A 16,690-nucleotide genomic window follows, 5' to 3' on the forward strand; every position below is an offset into this window, starting at 1 on the left:
TATTGCTTTAAATAAGCTATCCGAATCCCAACATATCTAGAATAGAAGCTAAGGAAGTAAATAATAGCACCCAATAAATACTATATAAATAACTATGCTAAACATAATCATTTTATAAAATAATAAACCTGGCAATATCATCAAAATTGCTCAATGATATTGCCAGGTTTTTTGTGTGTTATGAATTTTAAAGTTTAATCAATTATGATTGTTTCTTTTTCTCTGCATCTCTTAATTCAATACGTCTAATTTTACCTGAGTTGGTCTTAGGTAAGTCTTCGACAAACTCGATAGCTCTTGGATATTTATACGGTGCAACGTCGTGTTTGACGTAGTTTTGTAATTCTTTGATTGTGTCTTCATTACCAGTTACGTCATCTTGTAAAATAATAAATGCTTTAACGATATTCCCCCTAATTTCATGTGGACTCGCAACAACAGCGCATTCTTTTACATAAGGATGTTTCGTAAGTGAATCTTCAACTTCGAACGGTCCTATTGTATAGCCAGAACTAATAATGATGTCATCTTTACGACCTTCAAACCAGAAATAACCATCTTCGTCTATTTTAGCTAAATCACCCGTCATAAAATAGTCACCATTTTGTGGTTCTGCTGTGCGTTCTGGGTCTTTATAATAACCTTTGAACAATGCAGGTAAGTCTAACGGCACTGCGATATTACCTACTTCGCCTACTTTAGAAAGGTCACCATCATCATTAATAACTGTTACATGACTACCAGGGATTGCTTTACCCATTGAACCGGGACGACTCTCTGTATCTTTTAAAAATCCAATCAACAGTGTACTTTCTGTTTGGCCGTATCCATCTCTTACCGTAAGTTCAAAGTTTTCTTGGAATTTTTCAACGACTTCTCTATTTAATGGTTCGCCTGCAGACACTGCACTATGCAAATGTTCTAAATTATAATCTGTTAAATTAGACAGTTTTGCCATCAAGCGATACTCAGTCGGTGTACAACAAAGCGCATTAATTTTATTATCTTGTAATAACTGTAAATATTTTTCAGCATCAAATCTTCCATTATATACAAAGGCAGTTGCACCTGATCCCATAATTGATAACAATGGGCTCCATACCCATTTTTGCCACCCTGGTGCAGCAGTTGCCCAAACAATATCGTCTTCTTTAATACTCAACCAATGTTTCGGCGCCATCTGCATATGTGCATAGCCCCAACCGTGTGAATGGACAACAGCTTTAGGATTACCAGTTGTACCAGACGTATAAGATAATAAAGCAATATCTTCACGAGAAGTTTCAACAATGTCTAATTGATCCGTTGAATTTGCTTTTTCATCTTCAACTGACATCCAGCCATCTTCTTGACCGCCAACAATAAATTTAGTTAAAGCGTCGTATTCTTTGACTGCTTTAAACTCATCAAGCGCATCTGAAATAACTACAATTCCTTTTACTTCACCATGTGTAATTCTGTATTGTAAATCTTTCGTACGTAACATTTCAGAACTAGGGATAATAATGATACCTAATTTTAAGGCAGCAAGATAAATCTCATATGTCTCAATGCAACGTGGCATCATGATGAGCACTTTGTCACCTTTTTTAAAACCATATTTTAAAAACATATTACCAACTTTATTCGCATTTTTGATAAGGTTGGTATATGTAATTTCTCTATTTTCTCCTGTTTCATTTTCAAATATTACAGCTTTTTTAGATTGATCTACTGTAAATTTTTCGATTTCGCTCACTATGTTATAAGTTTCTGGAGCGATCAAATCTTGTTTATTCATTATTTACTCTCCTTTTATTTGAACATCTATAATCTGTACAATTGTAGTTTAAATGTATAGATTACTGATTACTTATCCAAATACTTTCCAATAATTTAATGATAATTTTAAACTTATTACATGTAAATAGATACGATTATGACTTAAATGATTTATTTACTTATTTATTATAGCAAAATTGACCCATAGATAGATATATTTTAAATTCAGAATAATTAAAATATTTTTTTGCAAAATCATTTTTTATACACTTATTAATTCCACAAAAAGCTCTAACATCACTTTATAGAGTTCTGAAATTAATCTAAATAATTTATGTTAACTCCTAATTTTTCAACTTCATTTATATTTCCCTTCATATAAATAGAGTTTATTTTGACATTAGCTATAATAAAAGTGTAGTATTTCATACGTAGCATTATAAATGTGTAAATCACTACGAAAATTATACGCATCATTTCAAAATTATTAAAATAGATTGAGAAATGGTCCCTGTTCATCAATTATCGGATGTATTATTTATTTTTAAGCTCAATCACTAGATTGAAAATGAGCTTAGTGTTAAAATGTTTAGATGTGCAATTTTTATGAAAGAAGTGAGTCTATTGACTGAAACAGGAGCATTCCATGTAGAAAAAAGAATCCCCTTATTTATCGTATTATTATCAGGGGCCTTTATTACAATTTTAAACCAAACATTACTTGGTACAGCTTTACCCCCTATTATGAAAGACCTACAAGTATCTGAAAGTACGGTACAGTGGTTACAATCTATATTTATGTTAGTAAACGGTATAATGATACCTGTTACTGCATTTTTAATTCAACGTTATACATCGAGGCAGTTATTCTTAACCGCCATGAGCATTTTTGCATTAGGTACTTTAATCTGTGCTGTCGGACTAGATTTTTCAATGCTATTAATTGGACGTGTCTTACAAGCAGCAGGCGCAGGTATTATGATGCCATTAATGCAAACAATCTTATTCTTACTTTTCCCTGTAGAAAAACGTGGTACCGCAATGGGCTTATTCGGCTTAGTCATTGCATTCGCGCCAGCGATTGGACCTACGCTATCAGGTATTTTAGTAGAGCATCTCTCATGGAGAAGTGTCTTCTACGTCGTATTCCCAATTGCAGTTGTTATCATCGTTGCTTCAATTTTCCTATTGAAAAACGTTACAGAAACTTCAAACCCAAAACTAGATATCGCATCAGTCATTCTATCTACACTAGGTTTTGGTGGACTCTTATACAGTTTCAGTTCTGTTGGAGAAGCAGGATGGGGCAGTGTACAATTTATCTTACCACTTATCGTTGGTATCATTGCATTAGTTATATTTATTCGTCGCCAGTTAAACCTCAAAGAACCTATGCTTGAATTTAGAGTGTTTAGCTACAGCATTTATACGTTAGGTACAGCATTAAGCATGTTCGTATTTGGTGTATTAATCGCATCCAATATTATTTTACCATTATATATGCAAAATATGATTGGATTCTCTGCATTAGAATCTGGTTTAGTATTATTACCAGGCGCTGTTGTTATGGGAATTATGAACCCAATTACAGGTTATTTATTTGATAAATTTGGCGGTAAATGGCTCGCTCGTATTGGCTTGCTCGTATTAGTTGCTTCAACAATACCATTTACAATGCTCACAGCTGATACAACCTTTACTTATCTTGCCACGGCTAACGCAGTACGTATGGTATCACTAGCAATGGTTATGATGCCTATGACAACGCTAGCGATTAATCAATTACCGAATAGTCTCATTGCTCATGGTACTGCTATGAACAACACATTTAGACAAATGGCCGGTGCAATCGGTACAGCGTTATTCATTACGTTAATGTCTGTTTCAGCTATTCCTAGTGAAGGTCTAGAAGGTATGATTCATGGTGTGAACGTAACATTCATGGTCGCTACTGGTATATCAGTCATCGCATTATTATTATCAGCTAAACTTAAAGATGATAGTAAACCATCACGCAGAACAATTTAATTAGACAATCAATCAAAAAGCTTCATTATAATAGATAATAAAAAAACACTTTCGTTACATTCATATAAATAGAATGTTTTCGAAAGTGTTTTTTTATTTTAATATATTAATTTTGGTTGATAAAAATACTTTGTTAACTGTTCGATTTGTTAGCGTGCTGTGTTTTCATTGCAAATCTCGCTATTGGTTGAGCTATGAGTAGTTCAATCCAAAATGCAATAAAAAAGTTACGAGGTCAATTATAAAAAATTTCCCAAAGATTAGTTTGTAGCAGAAAGTCTGTTAATTGCAATTTCACCCACTGCTTTCGCTGCAACTAATAATGCATCTTCATTCACTTCAAACTTAGGATGATGATTCATATATGGCGCTTCAATGTCTTCTGGTTTACAGCCAACGATGAAAAAGGCACCTGGTATTTCTTTTAAATAATACGCAAAATCTTCAGAACCTGAAACTGACGGTATTTCTACAAGATGTTCAAAATAATCACCCTTACTTGCTGTTAAAATATCTACCACTTGTTCTGTTTGTGCGGGATGATTGTATAGCACAGGATAACCAAATTGGTAATCTAAATCGTACGTAACATCAAAACCGACCGCTACGCTTTTTGCGACTTTCTCAATCTCTTCATACATAAATTGCTCTAAGCCATCATTAAGATAACGTGCTGTTCCTTTGATTGTAACTTTGTCTTGTATAACATTAGCTCCACCAGGTGCATCAAACGCACCAACAGTAATCACACCCATTTCTGAAGGATCGATACGTCTAGACACTATTGTTTGGAGGGTGTTTACAAAATTGGTACCTGCAATCAAAGCATCGTGTGTTTTATGAGGACTCGCAGCATGACCACCTAAACCATTAATCGTTAAAGTAAATGTAGAACTACCAGCGAAAGCATTGCCTTTATTATATCCAATCACGTCTGTGCCAGCGACGGGTACTACATGAATACCATATATTTCATCTAAATCATTTAATGCACCTGATTGCATCACTTGTTGTGCACCACCTGGAGGCATTTCTTCAGCATGTTGATGAATAATTTTAACTGTACCTGAAAGTTCATCTTTTATTTCAATTAATGCGTCTGCTAATCCTAACAAATACGCGGTATGTGCATCATGGCCACACGCATGCATCACCCCTTCATTTGTTGACTTAAAGGGTACATCTACCTCTTCTTGTATTGGCAACGCATCAAAATCAGCGCGTAATCCTATTGTTTTGCCAGGTTGTCCCCCTTTGATTTCTACAATAATTGCGTTACTACCTAGAACAGGTTGCGTAACTGTCACTTCTTTCGATTTGTAAAAATCTTTAATATATTGCGCCGTAGCATCCTCTTGGAATGACAACTCCGGATGTTGATGTAAATAACGACGATGCTGAATCATCTCAGATTCCTTCTCTTCCAACTTTTCAAATAATATCTCTTTTGTATTCATAACTGTTCACTTCTTTCGATTTGTTTATAAATAATTTAACCATTTTAAAATTTTAAATCTAAAAGAAGATTAATACAAAAATAAATTACTGTTTTATGGAATTTTACATTTTTAAATATTTAATGAAGTAATGTTAATCCTTCTTATTATGAAATTTTTATAGTATATCTACTTGTACTTCTGTCTCATTTTTATAAACGATATACATCATAATGCTAGCAATCACCACCATAATAAAGCCAAAATATGGTGTCATTGCAAGAGAAAAATGATTGAGCACATATCCTCCGATGACCGCTCCCAATGTGATGCCGATATTGAAGGCAGCAATGTTTAAACTAGAAGCAAAGTTAGCCGTTGCCTTATTTTTACGTTCTGCAAAAAGCACCACAATCAATTGCAGACCCGGAACGTTCATAAATGCGAACAACCCCATAATAAGTATGGCTACCGTACCTAAGAAATAATGTGTCACAGTTAAGCCTAGAAGTAATAAAACAATAGCTTGAATTAAAAATATCCATATAAGTACTTTTGTTGGCTTATTGTTTGTTAATTTCCCACCAAGTGTATTGCCAATAGCAACCATTACACCATATATCACAAGTAGTAGTACCACCGCTTCGTCACTATAATTCAAAATATCTGTAAGTATACTAGTCAGGTATGTGTAGACTACAAAAGTGCCACCGTAACCTAGTGCAGTAATCAAATAAATCATCATTAATGACTTGTTTTTAAACACTTCTAATTGTTCCTTTATCGATGCCTGGGCATATTCTTTCAAATTACTTGGCACTGCAAATATATTAATAATTAAACTGATCAATCCAATTATAGCAATCGTAATAAACGACGCTTCCCAACCAAAGTGCTGACCAATCCACGTTCCTAATGGTACGCCTGTAATTGTAGCAACGGTTAAACCTGTAAACATCATTGCAATCGCGCTTGCACGTTTATCAGGCGTTACCAAATCACTTGCGATTGCTGTGGCGATAGACATAAACACTCCGTGCATTAATGCCGATAGTACACGCATTGCTAGCAATATACTAAACGTGGTCGCAAAGGCAGCAAGTGTATTAGCAACAATGAAAATAAGCATAATCATTAATAGTAAATGCTTCCGTTTCATTTTATTTGTCAGTGGTGTTAGTACAGGTGCTCCTATTGTTACCCCCACAGCATACAAAGATACAGTTAATCCTGCTAATGAAATCGTAGTATCAAAAGCATCTTTAATGAGCGGTAAGAGACCTACACTAATAAATTCAGTCATTCCAATTGCAAAGGCAGACATTGCTAACGCTAATATAGCGAATTTGTTTTTTCTCATAATGTTTTTTGACTCCTTCTTGTTTTGTGTATGTGTTAATATAAACTACACGTATCAAAATCGGAAGTACGCACTTTAAAGTACTATAGGCACCTTTGAGTACCTATAAGGAGGTAATTAAATGAGCAAATCTTATAATATTGGCGTCGAAGCAACCATTGATGTCATCGGTGGAAAATGGAAACCTGTCATCTTATGTCATTTACAAAACAACGGGTTGATGCGTACATCTGCATTAAAACGTGCTATTCCAACGATCACTCAAAAAATGTTAACACAGCAATTACGTGAACTAGAGAATGACGGTATCATCAACCGTATCGTATATGATCAAATCCCGCCTAAAGTTGAATACGAATTATCAACTTATGGTCAAACACTAGGAGAATTACTTTCTTCACTTTGTTATTGGGGAGAGTTCCATATTGAAAAAATGCACCAACAAGGTGAAACGGTCTCATTAGCACAACAAGATTTTGTCGATATACCCAAACCGAGTTAAAAAAATGCCCCTTTCTATAACTTTAGAAAGGGACATTTTTATATTCTAGAATCTTTTGTATACCAAATTGTTATAATTATTTTGTTCTTAAGTCTTGTTTTTGGGGATTCCTAAATCTTTAGGAACCATCGTTTCAAGTTGTAGTTCTTCATCTTCATAGTACAATTTCTTTAAATCAACATCGAAGAATTGTTTCATTCTTTGTTCAGTCATTACTTCAGTTGTTTCACCAAAGACAATACCTTTTTCTTTTCCAGTAATAATTACATTATCTGATAGATAAAACGCATGGTTTGGATAATGCGTATTAATAATGCACGATATCCCCTGTTCTTTTGATAGCTTACGTATCGTTTGTAAAATCGTAATTTGTTTTTGAATATCTAAATGAGATTCTGGCTCATCCAGTATTAATAATTCAGGGCCCGACACAAGTGTTCTTGCGATAAGTGCTAATTGTAATTCTCCGCCACTGACCTCGTTACATGATTGATTGGCTAAATGGCTAATACCTACTGTTTCCAGCGCTTCAATTGCAGCCGCTTCATCTTTTTTTGAAGGTTGTGCTAAAGTACTTATAAATGGTGCTCTCCCCATAATCACAAGTTCTAAGAGTGTATAACCAAAAGTCATTTTTTGAGCTTGTGGCACATAACCAATCTTCTTCCATAATTCTTTTTTCTTCAGGTCATTTAACGGGACATCATTGATAAACGTTTCGCCATCCGTCCAATCTAACAGACCAATAACACATTTTAGCAATGTTGTTTTTCCTGCACCATTAGGCCCTAGAATGGATAAGACCTCGCCAGGAGCCAATTTAAAACTCACATCTTCTTTATATAAATAAGGTTTGTTTTTATAATGAAAGTTACCTGCTTTTACTTCTAAGTGCATTACCACGAACCTCCCATACGGCGTAATAAGTATGCAAAAAATGGTGCGCCAATAATTGCAGTTAATATAGATAATGGTATTTCAGTAGCTGTTAAACTTCTAGCTAAGTTATCAATAATTAACAGATACGTACTACCGATAGCGAGTGATACAGGTAACACATATTGATTATTGTTACCTACAAACATACGTGCAATATGTGGAATGATTAAACCAACCCATCCTACGATACCCGCTACTGCAACCGTAGCTGCTGTGATTATCGTTGCACCTGCAATGATTGCCCATTTTAAAGCTACAACAGGAATCCCCATAGATTTAGCTTCATCTTCTGGTAACGTGAGTAAATTGAGTCTCCATCTTAGTGTATATAATATGAGCACACCTATAATGATAATTGGTGCCGCAACATATAAATCTTTATAAGTTGCAGTTCCTAGACTTCCCATTAACCAATATGTTATTGCAGGTAATTTCTCTTCTGGATCAGCTACGAACTTCATTAATGAAATAAGCGCGTTAAATAATGCTGATGTAATGACACCTGCGAGTACAAACATAAAGATTGGAGAATTTTTTTGATTTCCTGCTACAAAAAATGTGAACAATATCGCCAATAATCCAAATGCTAAAGCCAATATTTGTGCGCCAAATGTGTTACCAAAGAACAATATACCTAGGGAAGCTCCAAATCCAGCTCCTGCTGAAACACCGAGTATGTCTGGCGAAACTAATGGATTGCCAAACATCCCTTGGAAACTCGCACCAGAAATAGACAATCCACCCCCTATTAATAAGGCTAATAATATTCTTGGAAAACGAACATTCATCACAACTGTTTCTTGCACTGGCGCCCAAGTTTCTTCTATAGGAATAATTTGTGATGTTAAAATTTGAATAATGGTAATAGGATCTATAAAAACTCTTCCTACTCCGAGTGAAATAATTGCTACCACAAGTGGTAAAACAATTAATAATAATATTTTTGATTTCTTCATTAGTTAACTCCTTAATACTTCGCTGCATCAGATGACGGATGTAAAATAGACTCAACATCTTCGTCTGATAATTTATAGTCGTAAAAATCTTTGTAATATGATTTAATTTCATCTTTCATATCATAGTTGAATTTATCTGGGTGATTATGTTGTGCCATCCATTTAAGCATTAATGGCGCATCTCCGTTTGGTGGGAACCAACGATAGATGCCTAAAGGCACCTTATAGACCGCTTTGTCTTTAACTGCTTTTACCTGGCTCCAATCTTGACCAGACACTTTGTTTTTCAATAAATCATTAGGTTGGGTCTCAGTGAAGTTCGTAATATATATTTTATCTGGATTCCATTTATAAATTTGCTCCATATTGACTTCTTTTTGACCATCGACACCGTCATCGCCAACAACATCTATACCACCAGTTGCTTCTGTCCATTTTTCACTAAAGAAATTACCGCCACCGACAACAATAGAGTTGTCTGTATGTTGATGTAAGAATAGCACTTTGGGTTTGTCTGATTTTTTCGTGTCTTTTAGACCATCATCAATCATTTTTTGAGATTTTTCTCCCTCTTTCATAAATTTCTCAGTTCTATCGCTCGTCTTACCACCTTTAACATCTGAGGTGACTTTTAACCAGCTGTTAAACGTAGCTAAAGGATCAGCGTCTTCTACCTTAATTGTTTCTAGTCCCATGGTTGGTATACCACTCTCCGCAACTTTATCTAAGGTTTTCTGTTCAGTAGCATTTTCAAAATAGACATCTGGGTTTATTTTAGAGAGTTCTTCTATATTCACATCGCCATTTTTCACAAATTCTGTAGACGCTTTTTTAATATCAGGCGATATTTTAGAAAGTATAGAATTTTCTGCAGCATTATACGCATTAGGATGTAGACCTTTAATTTCTTTTGTAGAATTCGTCCCTACAAACCAAGTAGAAAAGTATGGTAAGATGCCTCCTACTACAATACTGTCTGGATCTTTTTTAATTTTCACATCTCGGCCAGTTTGGTCTTTCACTATTTTTTCTTCTTTTGTTAATTCTTTCTCTTCTGAATTCGTAGCTGTCGTATTTGAATTACATGCTGTAAGTAATGTAGCTGATAATACAATTCCAGCTAGAGCACTATATTTTTTCTTCATTGATTATCTCCTGTTCTTAGCCATTGTCCTAAACCATGTAAAAATGGCTTAGCTTGATTAATAAAACCGAGTCCGATATGAAACATTGGATCTAACGACGTTACGATTAACTCGCCATTGAAATTGACATCATCAATATAAAAAATAGACCGTCCATCTGGTGTATTTAATAGTGATTTCGCTCCATTTGGTGTAGCAAACGTGCCATGATAATGCCACTTCATATCATCCACTTTCAAATATTCATATAAACTATGCGTTTGATAATCAGGATTTAACGGGAGGTCGCCGTTGGGTCGAACCCACCAACTGAAATTCACTTCAGAATCTTCCCAATGTATGTGAGGAAACCACCGATCCAATACTTCTCCAAATATCACGAGGCGCTTACCTAGTTTTAAAAAATTTAAAAATGATTGTCTATGTTGTTTCAATAATTGAATATCTAAGCGACACGATAATAAAATCGTGTCATAGCAACTTAAGTCGTATGAACTTAATGTTCTAATATGTATCACGTCATTATATAAATACTTAAATTCCTGTTCTTCTAAAAATCTATTTTGGTATGGTGTCCCATTAACAATCAAAGCTATATTCAATGTTGATAATCCTCCCTAATTCTCGATGCTTCTGTACGTATGGCATTTAACATCTGTAGCCCCACTTGATTTGAAGTGTTGTCTTCGTATGTATAGATACGATACATATCGGTGCCAGCACCTGCATATATCGTTCCTTTATGTGTTCGGTCTACATAAACAATAGGTTGTTGTTCTTGATCCGTTATTAACACTTTTGCTTGCTCAGGAACTGTTTCAAAATAACCTCTTGAAAAGAAACCCCGCACGCCTCGTCTATATTCCAAATCTTTTACTTTAATGTTCTCAAAAAGCCCATTATCCGTTGCTTTCACTTCTAAAGCCCGATCTTTTAATGGGATGGAAGACCTTTTCCAATTCGATACACAATTCAACCAAGGTAAAGATTTTTCCACTAATGTGAAAATCACTCCGCCTTGGTTGATGTAATCAGTTAATATGTCGTCATGTGCCAAAAGATAAGGTTCATCAATATGGTTTGAAATAATTACGCCATCAAATGTATTTAAATTTGTGTTTGGTAAATCGTATACATTTAAAAACACGAGTCCTCTTTGACGATCTAATTCTGTAAGTCTCGAAAATTGGATGTCTATTGCTAAATATGCGATTTCATTCATTTTTCTACTTCCCTTGCTAAATTTTATATTTATGCGTATTTTATAATATATAAACCATTTTACCGATAATGATTCTCAATTTCAATTAAAACTTTAAAATTGAATTTAAATTAAAAAATTAATTATCATCAAAAATGTTATTTCAAAAAACAAATTAATTATAAAAGGATGTTTTTAATGACTTATTTAATTGGGCACATTGACCCTGAACATGCATTTGGCGTAACCAAAGAAAATAATATAGACAAAGAAGTAATAGTAGAATATATCCCTCAATATGAAATTCATAAATTAGACATTTTTAAATTTGATGCAATTATTATTCCAAATTTCGTAGATCAAGAATATTTGTATCGTCATAAGCGTTTGATTGATGACTATTTGAACGCTAAAAAAGTCATTGTCTTTTTTGGTCACTTATTCAAACCATTTTTACCAAAAACTGCTTTGTTTATGCCGGAACACATTAATCATTTCAGTGATTATTCGCTATATCCAAACAGTGACTCCTCTATCTATGCCAATGTCGATACTGACGACATGACATTTAATAAAGGGGTCGCTGGTTTCTTTGCAAGAGGCCATTACCAAACGCAACCTGAACATGAAATACACTTAACATTTCGTAACGGACACGTTGTGACCTATGTAGATAGAATTTCAACTGAAGGCACACTCTTTATGCACGCTGGCCGTTCACTTTTAGGATACATAGCACAAAATAAAACAACCGATTATATTTCTAGTCAATTTACAACTTGGTTAAAACAAGAAATCACATCGTTACAAGGAGGAGAATTCAATGAATAAAATAGGTGTTATATACTCTGGAAATGAGTCACATTATCGTACATTCCACGAACCTAAGTTTCATCAATTTATAGACCAATTAATTTACCATCCAGATTTTTTAGAAACAGACATTAGCATGCTTGATATATTGATTGTGCCTTCACAGTTAAACCAGCCCTTATTATTAAAAAGCGTCAATAAAATTCATACTTTCGCACAATCTGGAGGTACTGTTGTCGCATTCGGACCACAACCACATGACTGGTTACCAAATCAAAATTGGGAATTTAGACCCACTAACTTTTGGTGGTGGTTAGAAGAGAATGCTGATAGTGGTTTGCTTTTATCAGCACCGAATCATTCACTATTCGCACGTTACCTTACGCTAAATGATTGCACATGGCATCAACATGGCGTGTTTTGGCCACCAGAAGATGCTGAAATATTAATTGCCTCAAAAAATGGCGGCGCTGTCCTATATGAACAAAACTCCGAACAATATGGTCATTGGGTTATTACAACGCTAGATCCGGATTATCATTTTGGCTCATATTTCATGCCAGCTACAGAAAAATTTCTCGAAGGCTTTTTTCCGTACTTAGCTTATGAATAAATTTTTATAAATAAGAAAAAACCCTAATATTAATGACAATCACGTTGTTTATACAAAAAATGATGACTTCTACTTTATTTCACGTAGGAGCCATCATTTTTTAGTTATATTTTTTTATTTCCCAAGAAATAATGATGATAAGGTTATTCACATTTATTCTAAAATGCTGCAGTCCATCCGCCATCTGCTGTGACGATCGTCCCATTGATAAAACTCGAATCATCAGAAGCCAAAAATAATGCTACTTTAGCAATTTCTTCTGCTTGCCCTGTTTTAAGTATCGCACTTTGTGCTATTTTTGTACGTTCAGCTCCAAAGTGATTAATATTTTTCATTGAATCAGATATATTTGTTTCAATTGCCCCTGGCGCAATCCCATTACAGCGTATACATTTTTCAGCATACATAAATCCAGTGTTTTTTGTAAGTCCTACGAGAGCATGTTTAGAAGCACTATAAATGGCGCCCGCATGAGCACCATTTAATCCGCCTGTAGAAGTCGTATTGATAATGATACCTGCTTGTTTTTCCAAGAATATTGGCATCGCCTTGCGCATTGCCCTCATCGCACCTTTAGTATTAATATCAAATATTAAATCCCATCGTTCATCCAAGATATCTCCCACAGGCTCAAATCCATCCATAACTCCAGCATTATTGACTAAAATATCTAAAGTGCCATAGGATTCTATAGTAGTATCGATCATATTATCGATATCTTCTTGCTCAACTATGTTTACCTCAATGGCTTGAGCAACACCATTATTTTCGTTAATCTCTTTTGACACTGCTTCTGCCTTTTCTAAATTAAGATCAGCTACGATAACTTTAGCGCCTTCTTTAGCATATAATTCAGCAATTGCTTTACCCATTCCAGATGCTGCACCTGTGACAATCGCTACTTTATCTTTTAATTTCATAATATTCTCCCCCTTCTTTCTATTTTAATAGCTACTAGTGTAAATATATCATTTTGAGATTTTTTTAGCCCAAAATGAAGTTATCGCTTTCAATTGCCTTACAACAAATATAAATAATGAAATGATTGTACGTATCTTTTGCTATAATTGGTTCAATGATATATTAGTTAAAAGAAGATATGCCCTATACACCAAATATTTAGTTGATAACATAGCTAAAGTTCATTTCAATAAATTTTAATTTTTCATATTTCTCAGTACAATAGAAATATGAAAAATTTAACTCACTAAGGAGAATACAATCATGAAACTAGATGAATTTCACATTGGCGAAGAATTTACGACTAAACCATATAAAATAAGCGAAGAAGCTATTACTGATTTTGCTAGTGAATTTGATCCACAATATATGCACTTAGATAAAGAAAAAGCGCAACAAGGCAGATTTAATGGTGTCATCGCTTCTGGTATCCAGACACTAGCCATTTCTTTTAAACTATGGATTGAAACAGGCAAATATGGAGAAGATGTCATTGCAGGTACACATATGAATAATATTAAATTTATCAAACCAGTATTTCCGGACGACGAATTACATACAGTGATAAAAGTTATTGATAAAAAGGCTGGTAAAAGAGATCAAGGATTACTTACGGTATTAATGACAACATTTAATCATGAAGAAGTTAAAGTATTTGAAGGCGAACTCACGGCACTTATCAAACGTTAAAATTTTCAAAATATATAACAAAAGCGGGACAAAAACCAACATTTGAAAGTTTTTTTGTCCCGCTCTCGTTAATAAATTATTTTATTTCAACTCAATTGATACAAAAATAATTCGTTATGCTTTTAACATCATTAGTATAATTTAATACTACCGCCATCTACCATAACCGTTTGTCCTGTGATATATTGTGCATCTTCGCTTCCTAAAAATACTGCTACTGGACCAATATCATTTTCAACATCTCCAAATTTTTGCAACGGAATGCCTTGAACGACCTTTTCATAATAATCTGGGTTATCTTTACGCCACTGATCAACGCCTTCAGAATAAGCGATTGGCGATATGATATTTGCATTAATGCCAAATTCTCCAAATTCATTCGCTATCACACGTGTAATACCACGTATCGCCTCTTTTGCTACAACATATGCGCCTTGATTCTTATCACCTTTTACAGCGGCACCTGAACCAAAGTTTATAATATTACCCTTTGTTTCTTTCAAATAAGGTATAACCATTTGGCATAAATAAAATGTCGCATAAAATCCCGTATTCAGAGATAAATTCAAATCTTCTTCTGTAATATCTAAAAAAGAACTCATACGAGATGCGTGTGCATTATTAACTAATATATCAATTTTTCCATAGTTTTCTATCGTAGTATCGACACAAGCTTGCAAAGAATCTTTATTTGTTAAGTCTGTTTTAATAAATAATGTTTCGTATCCTTGATTATTCAATGTTTCACTCAATAATCTTCCTTTTTCTTCAGCAATATCAGCGATAACTACTTTAGCATGTTCCTTAGCATAAGACTTCACAATTCCAGAGCCAATACCTCCTGCACCTCCTGTCACAATTGCTACTTTACCTTCTAGTTTAGCCATTAAAATCACACTTTCGTTTTTTATATTGGGTTACTTACAAAATGTTATTTATTCATTTGTTTTACATGACTATAAAGTTTCTTCTGAATATTAAGTAGTTGTGTCACTTCATCATCATTCAATACTGAATAAATGTCATTTCTCATTGCTTGACCTTGTTTTTGAGCCTCTTCTAACACATCCAACCCCTTTGCAGTAATAGTAATTAAAATGGAACGTCTATCTTCTTCTTGGTGTTCCCTTACTATGTAACCTTCTTTAACGAGTTTGTTTGTCAAACCGGTAATTGCTCCTGAAGTATAGCCAAGGGACTGCGCAAGCGCTGATGGTTTTTGCGCTCCATGCTCCTTAAGTTTAGATAAGGCAATAATTTGTGAAATATTGACATTCATATTAAATTGTTTCAAAAAAAGTGTCATTGTCGCATCGTTAAATAACTCAGCAGTATGAATGAGTTCGAAAAAATTATTCTTTTCCATGATATCCCTCCTATATATGTTGATATAATAATAGTATATATAAATTTACTTTAGTAGTAAAATACTTAAGTCTAAATATTTAACTTTTAATGTATTTACTGTTAATTTATATAATAAGGAATAGAAATTGGGAGGATGTTATTTATGAAAAGATTAGACAATAAAGTTGTAATTATTACTGGGGCAGCACAAGGTATGGGGAAAATGCACGCAGAAAAAGTATTGAATGAAGGTGCAAAAGTCGCGATAACTGACATCAATGAAACGCTCGGTCAAGAGGCTGCACAAGAACTTGGGGAAAGTGCACTTTTTATTAAACATGATGTTTCTAATGAAGCAGATTGGCAAAATGTAGTAGATACGGTAATCAATAAATGGGACAAAATAGACGTCTTAGTAAACAATGCTGGCATTACTTATAACACGCCTTTAGAAGAGCTCAGTTTAGAAAGCTATATGAAAATTGTAAACATCAATCAAGTGTCTGTATTTTTAGGTATGAAATCAGTCGCTTCAACTATGAAAGAACAACAACACGGTTCAATTATTAACATATCTTCTATGAATGGACTTGTCGGTGGTGCTATTGGTTACACAGATACGAAATTTGCAGTTCGGGGTATGACGAAAGCTGCTTCAAGTGATCTTTCACCATATAATATACGTGTAAATTCAGTACATCCGGGTGTGATTCAAACACCTATGATTGAACAAGAAGGCGTTAAAGAAGCAGTTGAAGAATTTGCGAAAACTATTCCAATGCGTCGTGTCGCTTTAACAGAAGAAGTATCTAATATGGTCATCTTTTTAGCTTCAGATGACGCGAGTTACTCTACAGGTTCTGAATTCGTCATCGATGGCGGTCTTACTGCGTTATAAACAACTTATGAAAAGCAAATGTTTTACACATTAAAAACCCC

17 protein-coding genes are annotated in these 16,690 nt (G+C 34.2%); 6 read left to right on the forward strand and 11 right to left on the reverse strand.

From position 1 onward, the window contains the following. Positions 1-202 precede the first annotated feature (202 nt). Positions 203-1,780, reverse strand: a complete 1,578-nt coding sequence (gene mbcS, locus MHB47_RS12700; RefSeq protein ID WP_340757053.1) for an acyl-CoA synthetase MbcS — start codon at positions 1,778-1,780, stop codon at positions 203-205. A gap of 587 nt (positions 1,781-2,367) precedes the next feature. On the opposite strand from mbcS, the gene MHB47_RS12705 reads away from it, so the two are divergent. Beyond that, positions 2,368-3,789 (forward strand): MDR family MFS transporter, encoded by a 1,422-nt coding sequence (locus tag MHB47_RS12705; protein WP_002506109.1) that lies wholly within the window; start codon positions 2,368-2,370, stop codon positions 3,787-3,789. A gap of 260 nt (positions 3,790-4,049) precedes the next feature. On the opposite strand, the gene MHB47_RS12710 is transcribed toward MHB47_RS12705, so the two are convergent. After that, positions 4,050-5,246, reverse strand: coding sequence for an amidohydrolase (locus tag MHB47_RS12710; RefSeq protein ID WP_340757054.1), 1,197 nt, complete (start codon positions 5,244-5,246; stop codon positions 4,050-4,052). 157 nt (positions 5,247-5,403) lie between these two features. After that, positions 5,404-6,585 (reverse strand): MFS transporter, encoded by a 1,182-nt coding sequence (locus tag MHB47_RS12715; protein ID WP_340757055.1) that lies wholly within the window; start codon positions 6,583-6,585, stop codon positions 5,404-5,406. A 121-nt stretch (positions 6,586-6,706) separates the two neighbouring features. Between MHB47_RS12715 and MHB47_RS12720 the strand changes: the two genes are divergently transcribed. After that, positions 6,707-7,087 (forward strand): winged helix-turn-helix transcriptional regulator, encoded by a 381-nt coding sequence (locus MHB47_RS12720; protein WP_002506113.1) that lies wholly within the window; start codon positions 6,707-6,709, stop codon positions 7,085-7,087. Positions 7,088-7,174: 87 nt separating this feature from the next. On the opposite strand, the gene MHB47_RS12725 is transcribed toward MHB47_RS12720, so the two are convergent. Genes MHB47_RS12725 through MHB47_RS12745 form a run of 5 tightly spaced genes read right to left on the reverse strand, consistent with a single transcriptional unit; the run spans position 7,175 to position 11,349 of the window. After that, positions 7,175-7,984 (reverse strand): ABC transporter ATP-binding protein, encoded by an 810-nt coding sequence (locus MHB47_RS12725; protein ID WP_002506114.1) that lies wholly within the window; start codon positions 7,982-7,984, stop codon positions 7,175-7,177. After that, entirely contained in the window at positions 7,984-8,982 is a 999-nt protein-coding gene (locus tag MHB47_RS12730; RefSeq protein ID WP_340757056.1) for a FecCD family ABC transporter permease, read from the reverse strand. The genes MHB47_RS12725 and MHB47_RS12730 overlap by 1 nt, the downstream gene beginning before the upstream one ends. A gap of 11 nt (positions 8,983-8,993) precedes the next feature. Continuing rightward, positions 8,994-10,127, reverse strand: coding sequence for an ABC transporter substrate-binding protein (locus tag MHB47_RS12735; RefSeq protein WP_340757057.1), 1,134 nt, complete (start codon positions 10,125-10,127; stop codon positions 8,994-8,996). Continuing rightward, entirely contained in the window at positions 10,124-10,729 is a 606-nt protein-coding gene (locus tag MHB47_RS12740) for a hypothetical protein (protein WP_340757059.1), read from the reverse strand. The genes MHB47_RS12735 and MHB47_RS12740 overlap by 4 nt, the downstream gene beginning before the upstream one ends. Next, entirely contained in the window at positions 10,726-11,349 is a 624-nt protein-coding gene (locus tag MHB47_RS12745) for a hypothetical protein (protein WP_069813735.1), read from the reverse strand. Before MHB47_RS12745 ends, MHB47_RS12740 begins: the two co-directional genes overlap by 4 nt. A 177-nt stretch (positions 11,350-11,526) precedes the next feature. Here MHB47_RS12745 and MHB47_RS12750 point away from each other — a divergent pair, with 177 nt between their 5' ends. Next, on the forward strand, positions 11,527-12,159 hold the full coding sequence (locus tag MHB47_RS12750; RefSeq protein ID WP_340757062.1) for a hypothetical protein: 633 nt from the start codon (positions 11,527-11,529) through the stop codon (positions 12,157-12,159). Beyond that, positions 12,152-12,754, forward strand: a complete 603-nt coding sequence (locus tag MHB47_RS12755) for a hypothetical protein (RefSeq protein WP_340757064.1) — start codon at positions 12,152-12,154, stop codon at positions 12,752-12,754. Before MHB47_RS12750 ends, MHB47_RS12755 begins: the two co-directional genes overlap by 8 nt. A 158-nt stretch (positions 12,755-12,912) precedes the next feature. Here MHB47_RS12755 and MHB47_RS12760 read toward each other — a convergent pair whose 3' ends face one another. After that, positions 12,913-13,674 (reverse strand): SDR family oxidoreductase, encoded by a 762-nt coding sequence (locus MHB47_RS12760; protein ID WP_340757067.1) that lies wholly within the window; start codon positions 13,672-13,674, stop codon positions 12,913-12,915. Positions 13,675-13,978: 304 nt separating this feature from the next. Here MHB47_RS12760 and MHB47_RS12765 point away from each other — a divergent pair, with 304 nt between their 5' ends. Next, entirely contained in the window at positions 13,979-14,404 is a 426-nt protein-coding gene (locus tag MHB47_RS12765) for a MaoC family dehydratase (RefSeq protein WP_002506122.1), read from the forward strand. A gap of 131 nt (positions 14,405-14,535) precedes the next feature. Here MHB47_RS12765 and MHB47_RS12770 read toward each other — a convergent pair whose 3' ends face one another. Then, entirely contained in the window at positions 14,536-15,291 is a 756-nt protein-coding gene (locus MHB47_RS12770) for an SDR family NAD(P)-dependent oxidoreductase (protein ID WP_340757070.1), read from the reverse strand. Between the two features lie 44 nt (positions 15,292-15,335). After that, positions 15,336-15,770 (reverse strand): MarR family winged helix-turn-helix transcriptional regulator, encoded by a 435-nt coding sequence (locus MHB47_RS12775; RefSeq protein WP_002506124.1) that lies wholly within the window; start codon positions 15,768-15,770, stop codon positions 15,336-15,338. A gap of 144 nt (positions 15,771-15,914) precedes the next feature. Between MHB47_RS12775 and MHB47_RS12780 the strand changes: the two genes are divergently transcribed. After that, positions 15,915-16,649: a glucose 1-dehydrogenase gene (locus tag MHB47_RS12780; protein WP_340757072.1), complete on the forward strand. Its 735-nt coding sequence runs from the start codon at positions 15,915-15,917 to the stop codon at positions 16,647-16,649. Positions 16,650-16,690 lie beyond the last annotated feature (41 nt).

The organism is Staphylococcus sp. FSL K6-3157 (assembly GCF_038005145.1).
In the GTDB taxonomy this organism is placed as follows: domain Bacteria; phylum Bacillota; class Bacilli; order Staphylococcales; family Staphylococcaceae; genus Staphylococcus; species Staphylococcus equorum.

What these genes read in the sequence shown, in the direction of transcription:
- MHB47_RS12755 (WP_340757064.1), top strand. Translation starts at nt 12,152, where the DNA reads ATGAATAAAATAGGTGTTATATACTCTGGAAATGAGTCACATTATCGT.
- MHB47_RS12770 (WP_340757070.1), bottom strand. Translation starts at nt 15,291, where the DNA reads ATGGCTAAACTAGAAGGTAAAGTAGCAATTGTGACAGGAGGTGCAGGA.
- MHB47_RS12725 (WP_002506114.1), bottom strand. Translation starts at nt 7,984, where the DNA reads ATGCACTTAGAAGTAAAAGCAGGTAACTTTCATTATAAAAACAAACCT.
- MHB47_RS12735 (WP_340757057.1), bottom strand. Translation starts at nt 10,127, where the DNA reads ATGAAGAAAAAATATAGTGCTCTAGCTGGAATTGTATTATCAGCTACA.
- MHB47_RS12720 (WP_002506113.1), top strand. Translation starts at nt 6,707, where the DNA reads ATGAGCAAATCTTATAATATTGGCGTCGAAGCAACCATTGATGTCATC.
- MHB47_RS12745 (WP_069813735.1), bottom strand. Translation starts at nt 11,349, where the DNA reads ATGAATGAAATCGCATATTTAGCAATAGACATCCAATTTTCGAGACTT.
- MHB47_RS12760 (WP_340757067.1), bottom strand. Translation starts at nt 13,674, where the DNA reads ATGAAATTAAAAGATAAAGTAGCGATTGTCACAGGTGCAGCATCTGGA.
- MHB47_RS12715 (WP_340757055.1), bottom strand. Translation starts at nt 6,585, where the DNA reads ATGAGAAAAAACAAATTCGCTATATTAGCGTTAGCAATGTCTGCCTTT.
- MHB47_RS12780 (WP_340757072.1), top strand. Translation starts at nt 15,915, where the DNA reads ATGAAAAGATTAGACAATAAAGTTGTAATTATTACTGGGGCAGCACAA.
- MHB47_RS12750 (WP_340757062.1), top strand. Translation starts at nt 11,527, where the DNA reads ATGACTTATTTAATTGGGCACATTGACCCTGAACATGCATTTGGCGTA.
- MHB47_RS12710 (WP_340757054.1), bottom strand. Translation starts at nt 5,246, where the DNA reads ATGAATACAAAAGAGATATTATTTGAAAAGTTGGAAGAGAAGGAATCT.
- MHB47_RS12730 (WP_340757056.1), bottom strand. Translation starts at nt 8,982, where the DNA reads ATGAAGAAATCAAAAATATTATTATTAATTGTTTTACCACTTGTGGTA.
- mbcS (WP_340757053.1), bottom strand. Translation starts at nt 1,780, where the DNA reads ATGAATAAACAAGATTTGATCGCTCCAGAAACTTATAACATAGTGAGC.
- MHB47_RS12775 (WP_002506124.1), bottom strand. Translation starts at nt 15,770, where the DNA reads ATGGAAAAGAATAATTTTTTCGAACTCATTCATACTGCTGAGTTATTT.
- MHB47_RS12705 (WP_002506109.1), top strand. Translation starts at nt 2,368, where the DNA reads ATGAAAGAAGTGAGTCTATTGACTGAAACAGGAGCATTCCATGTAGAA.
- MHB47_RS12765 (WP_002506122.1), top strand. Translation starts at nt 13,979, where the DNA reads ATGAAACTAGATGAATTTCACATTGGCGAAGAATTTACGACTAAACCA.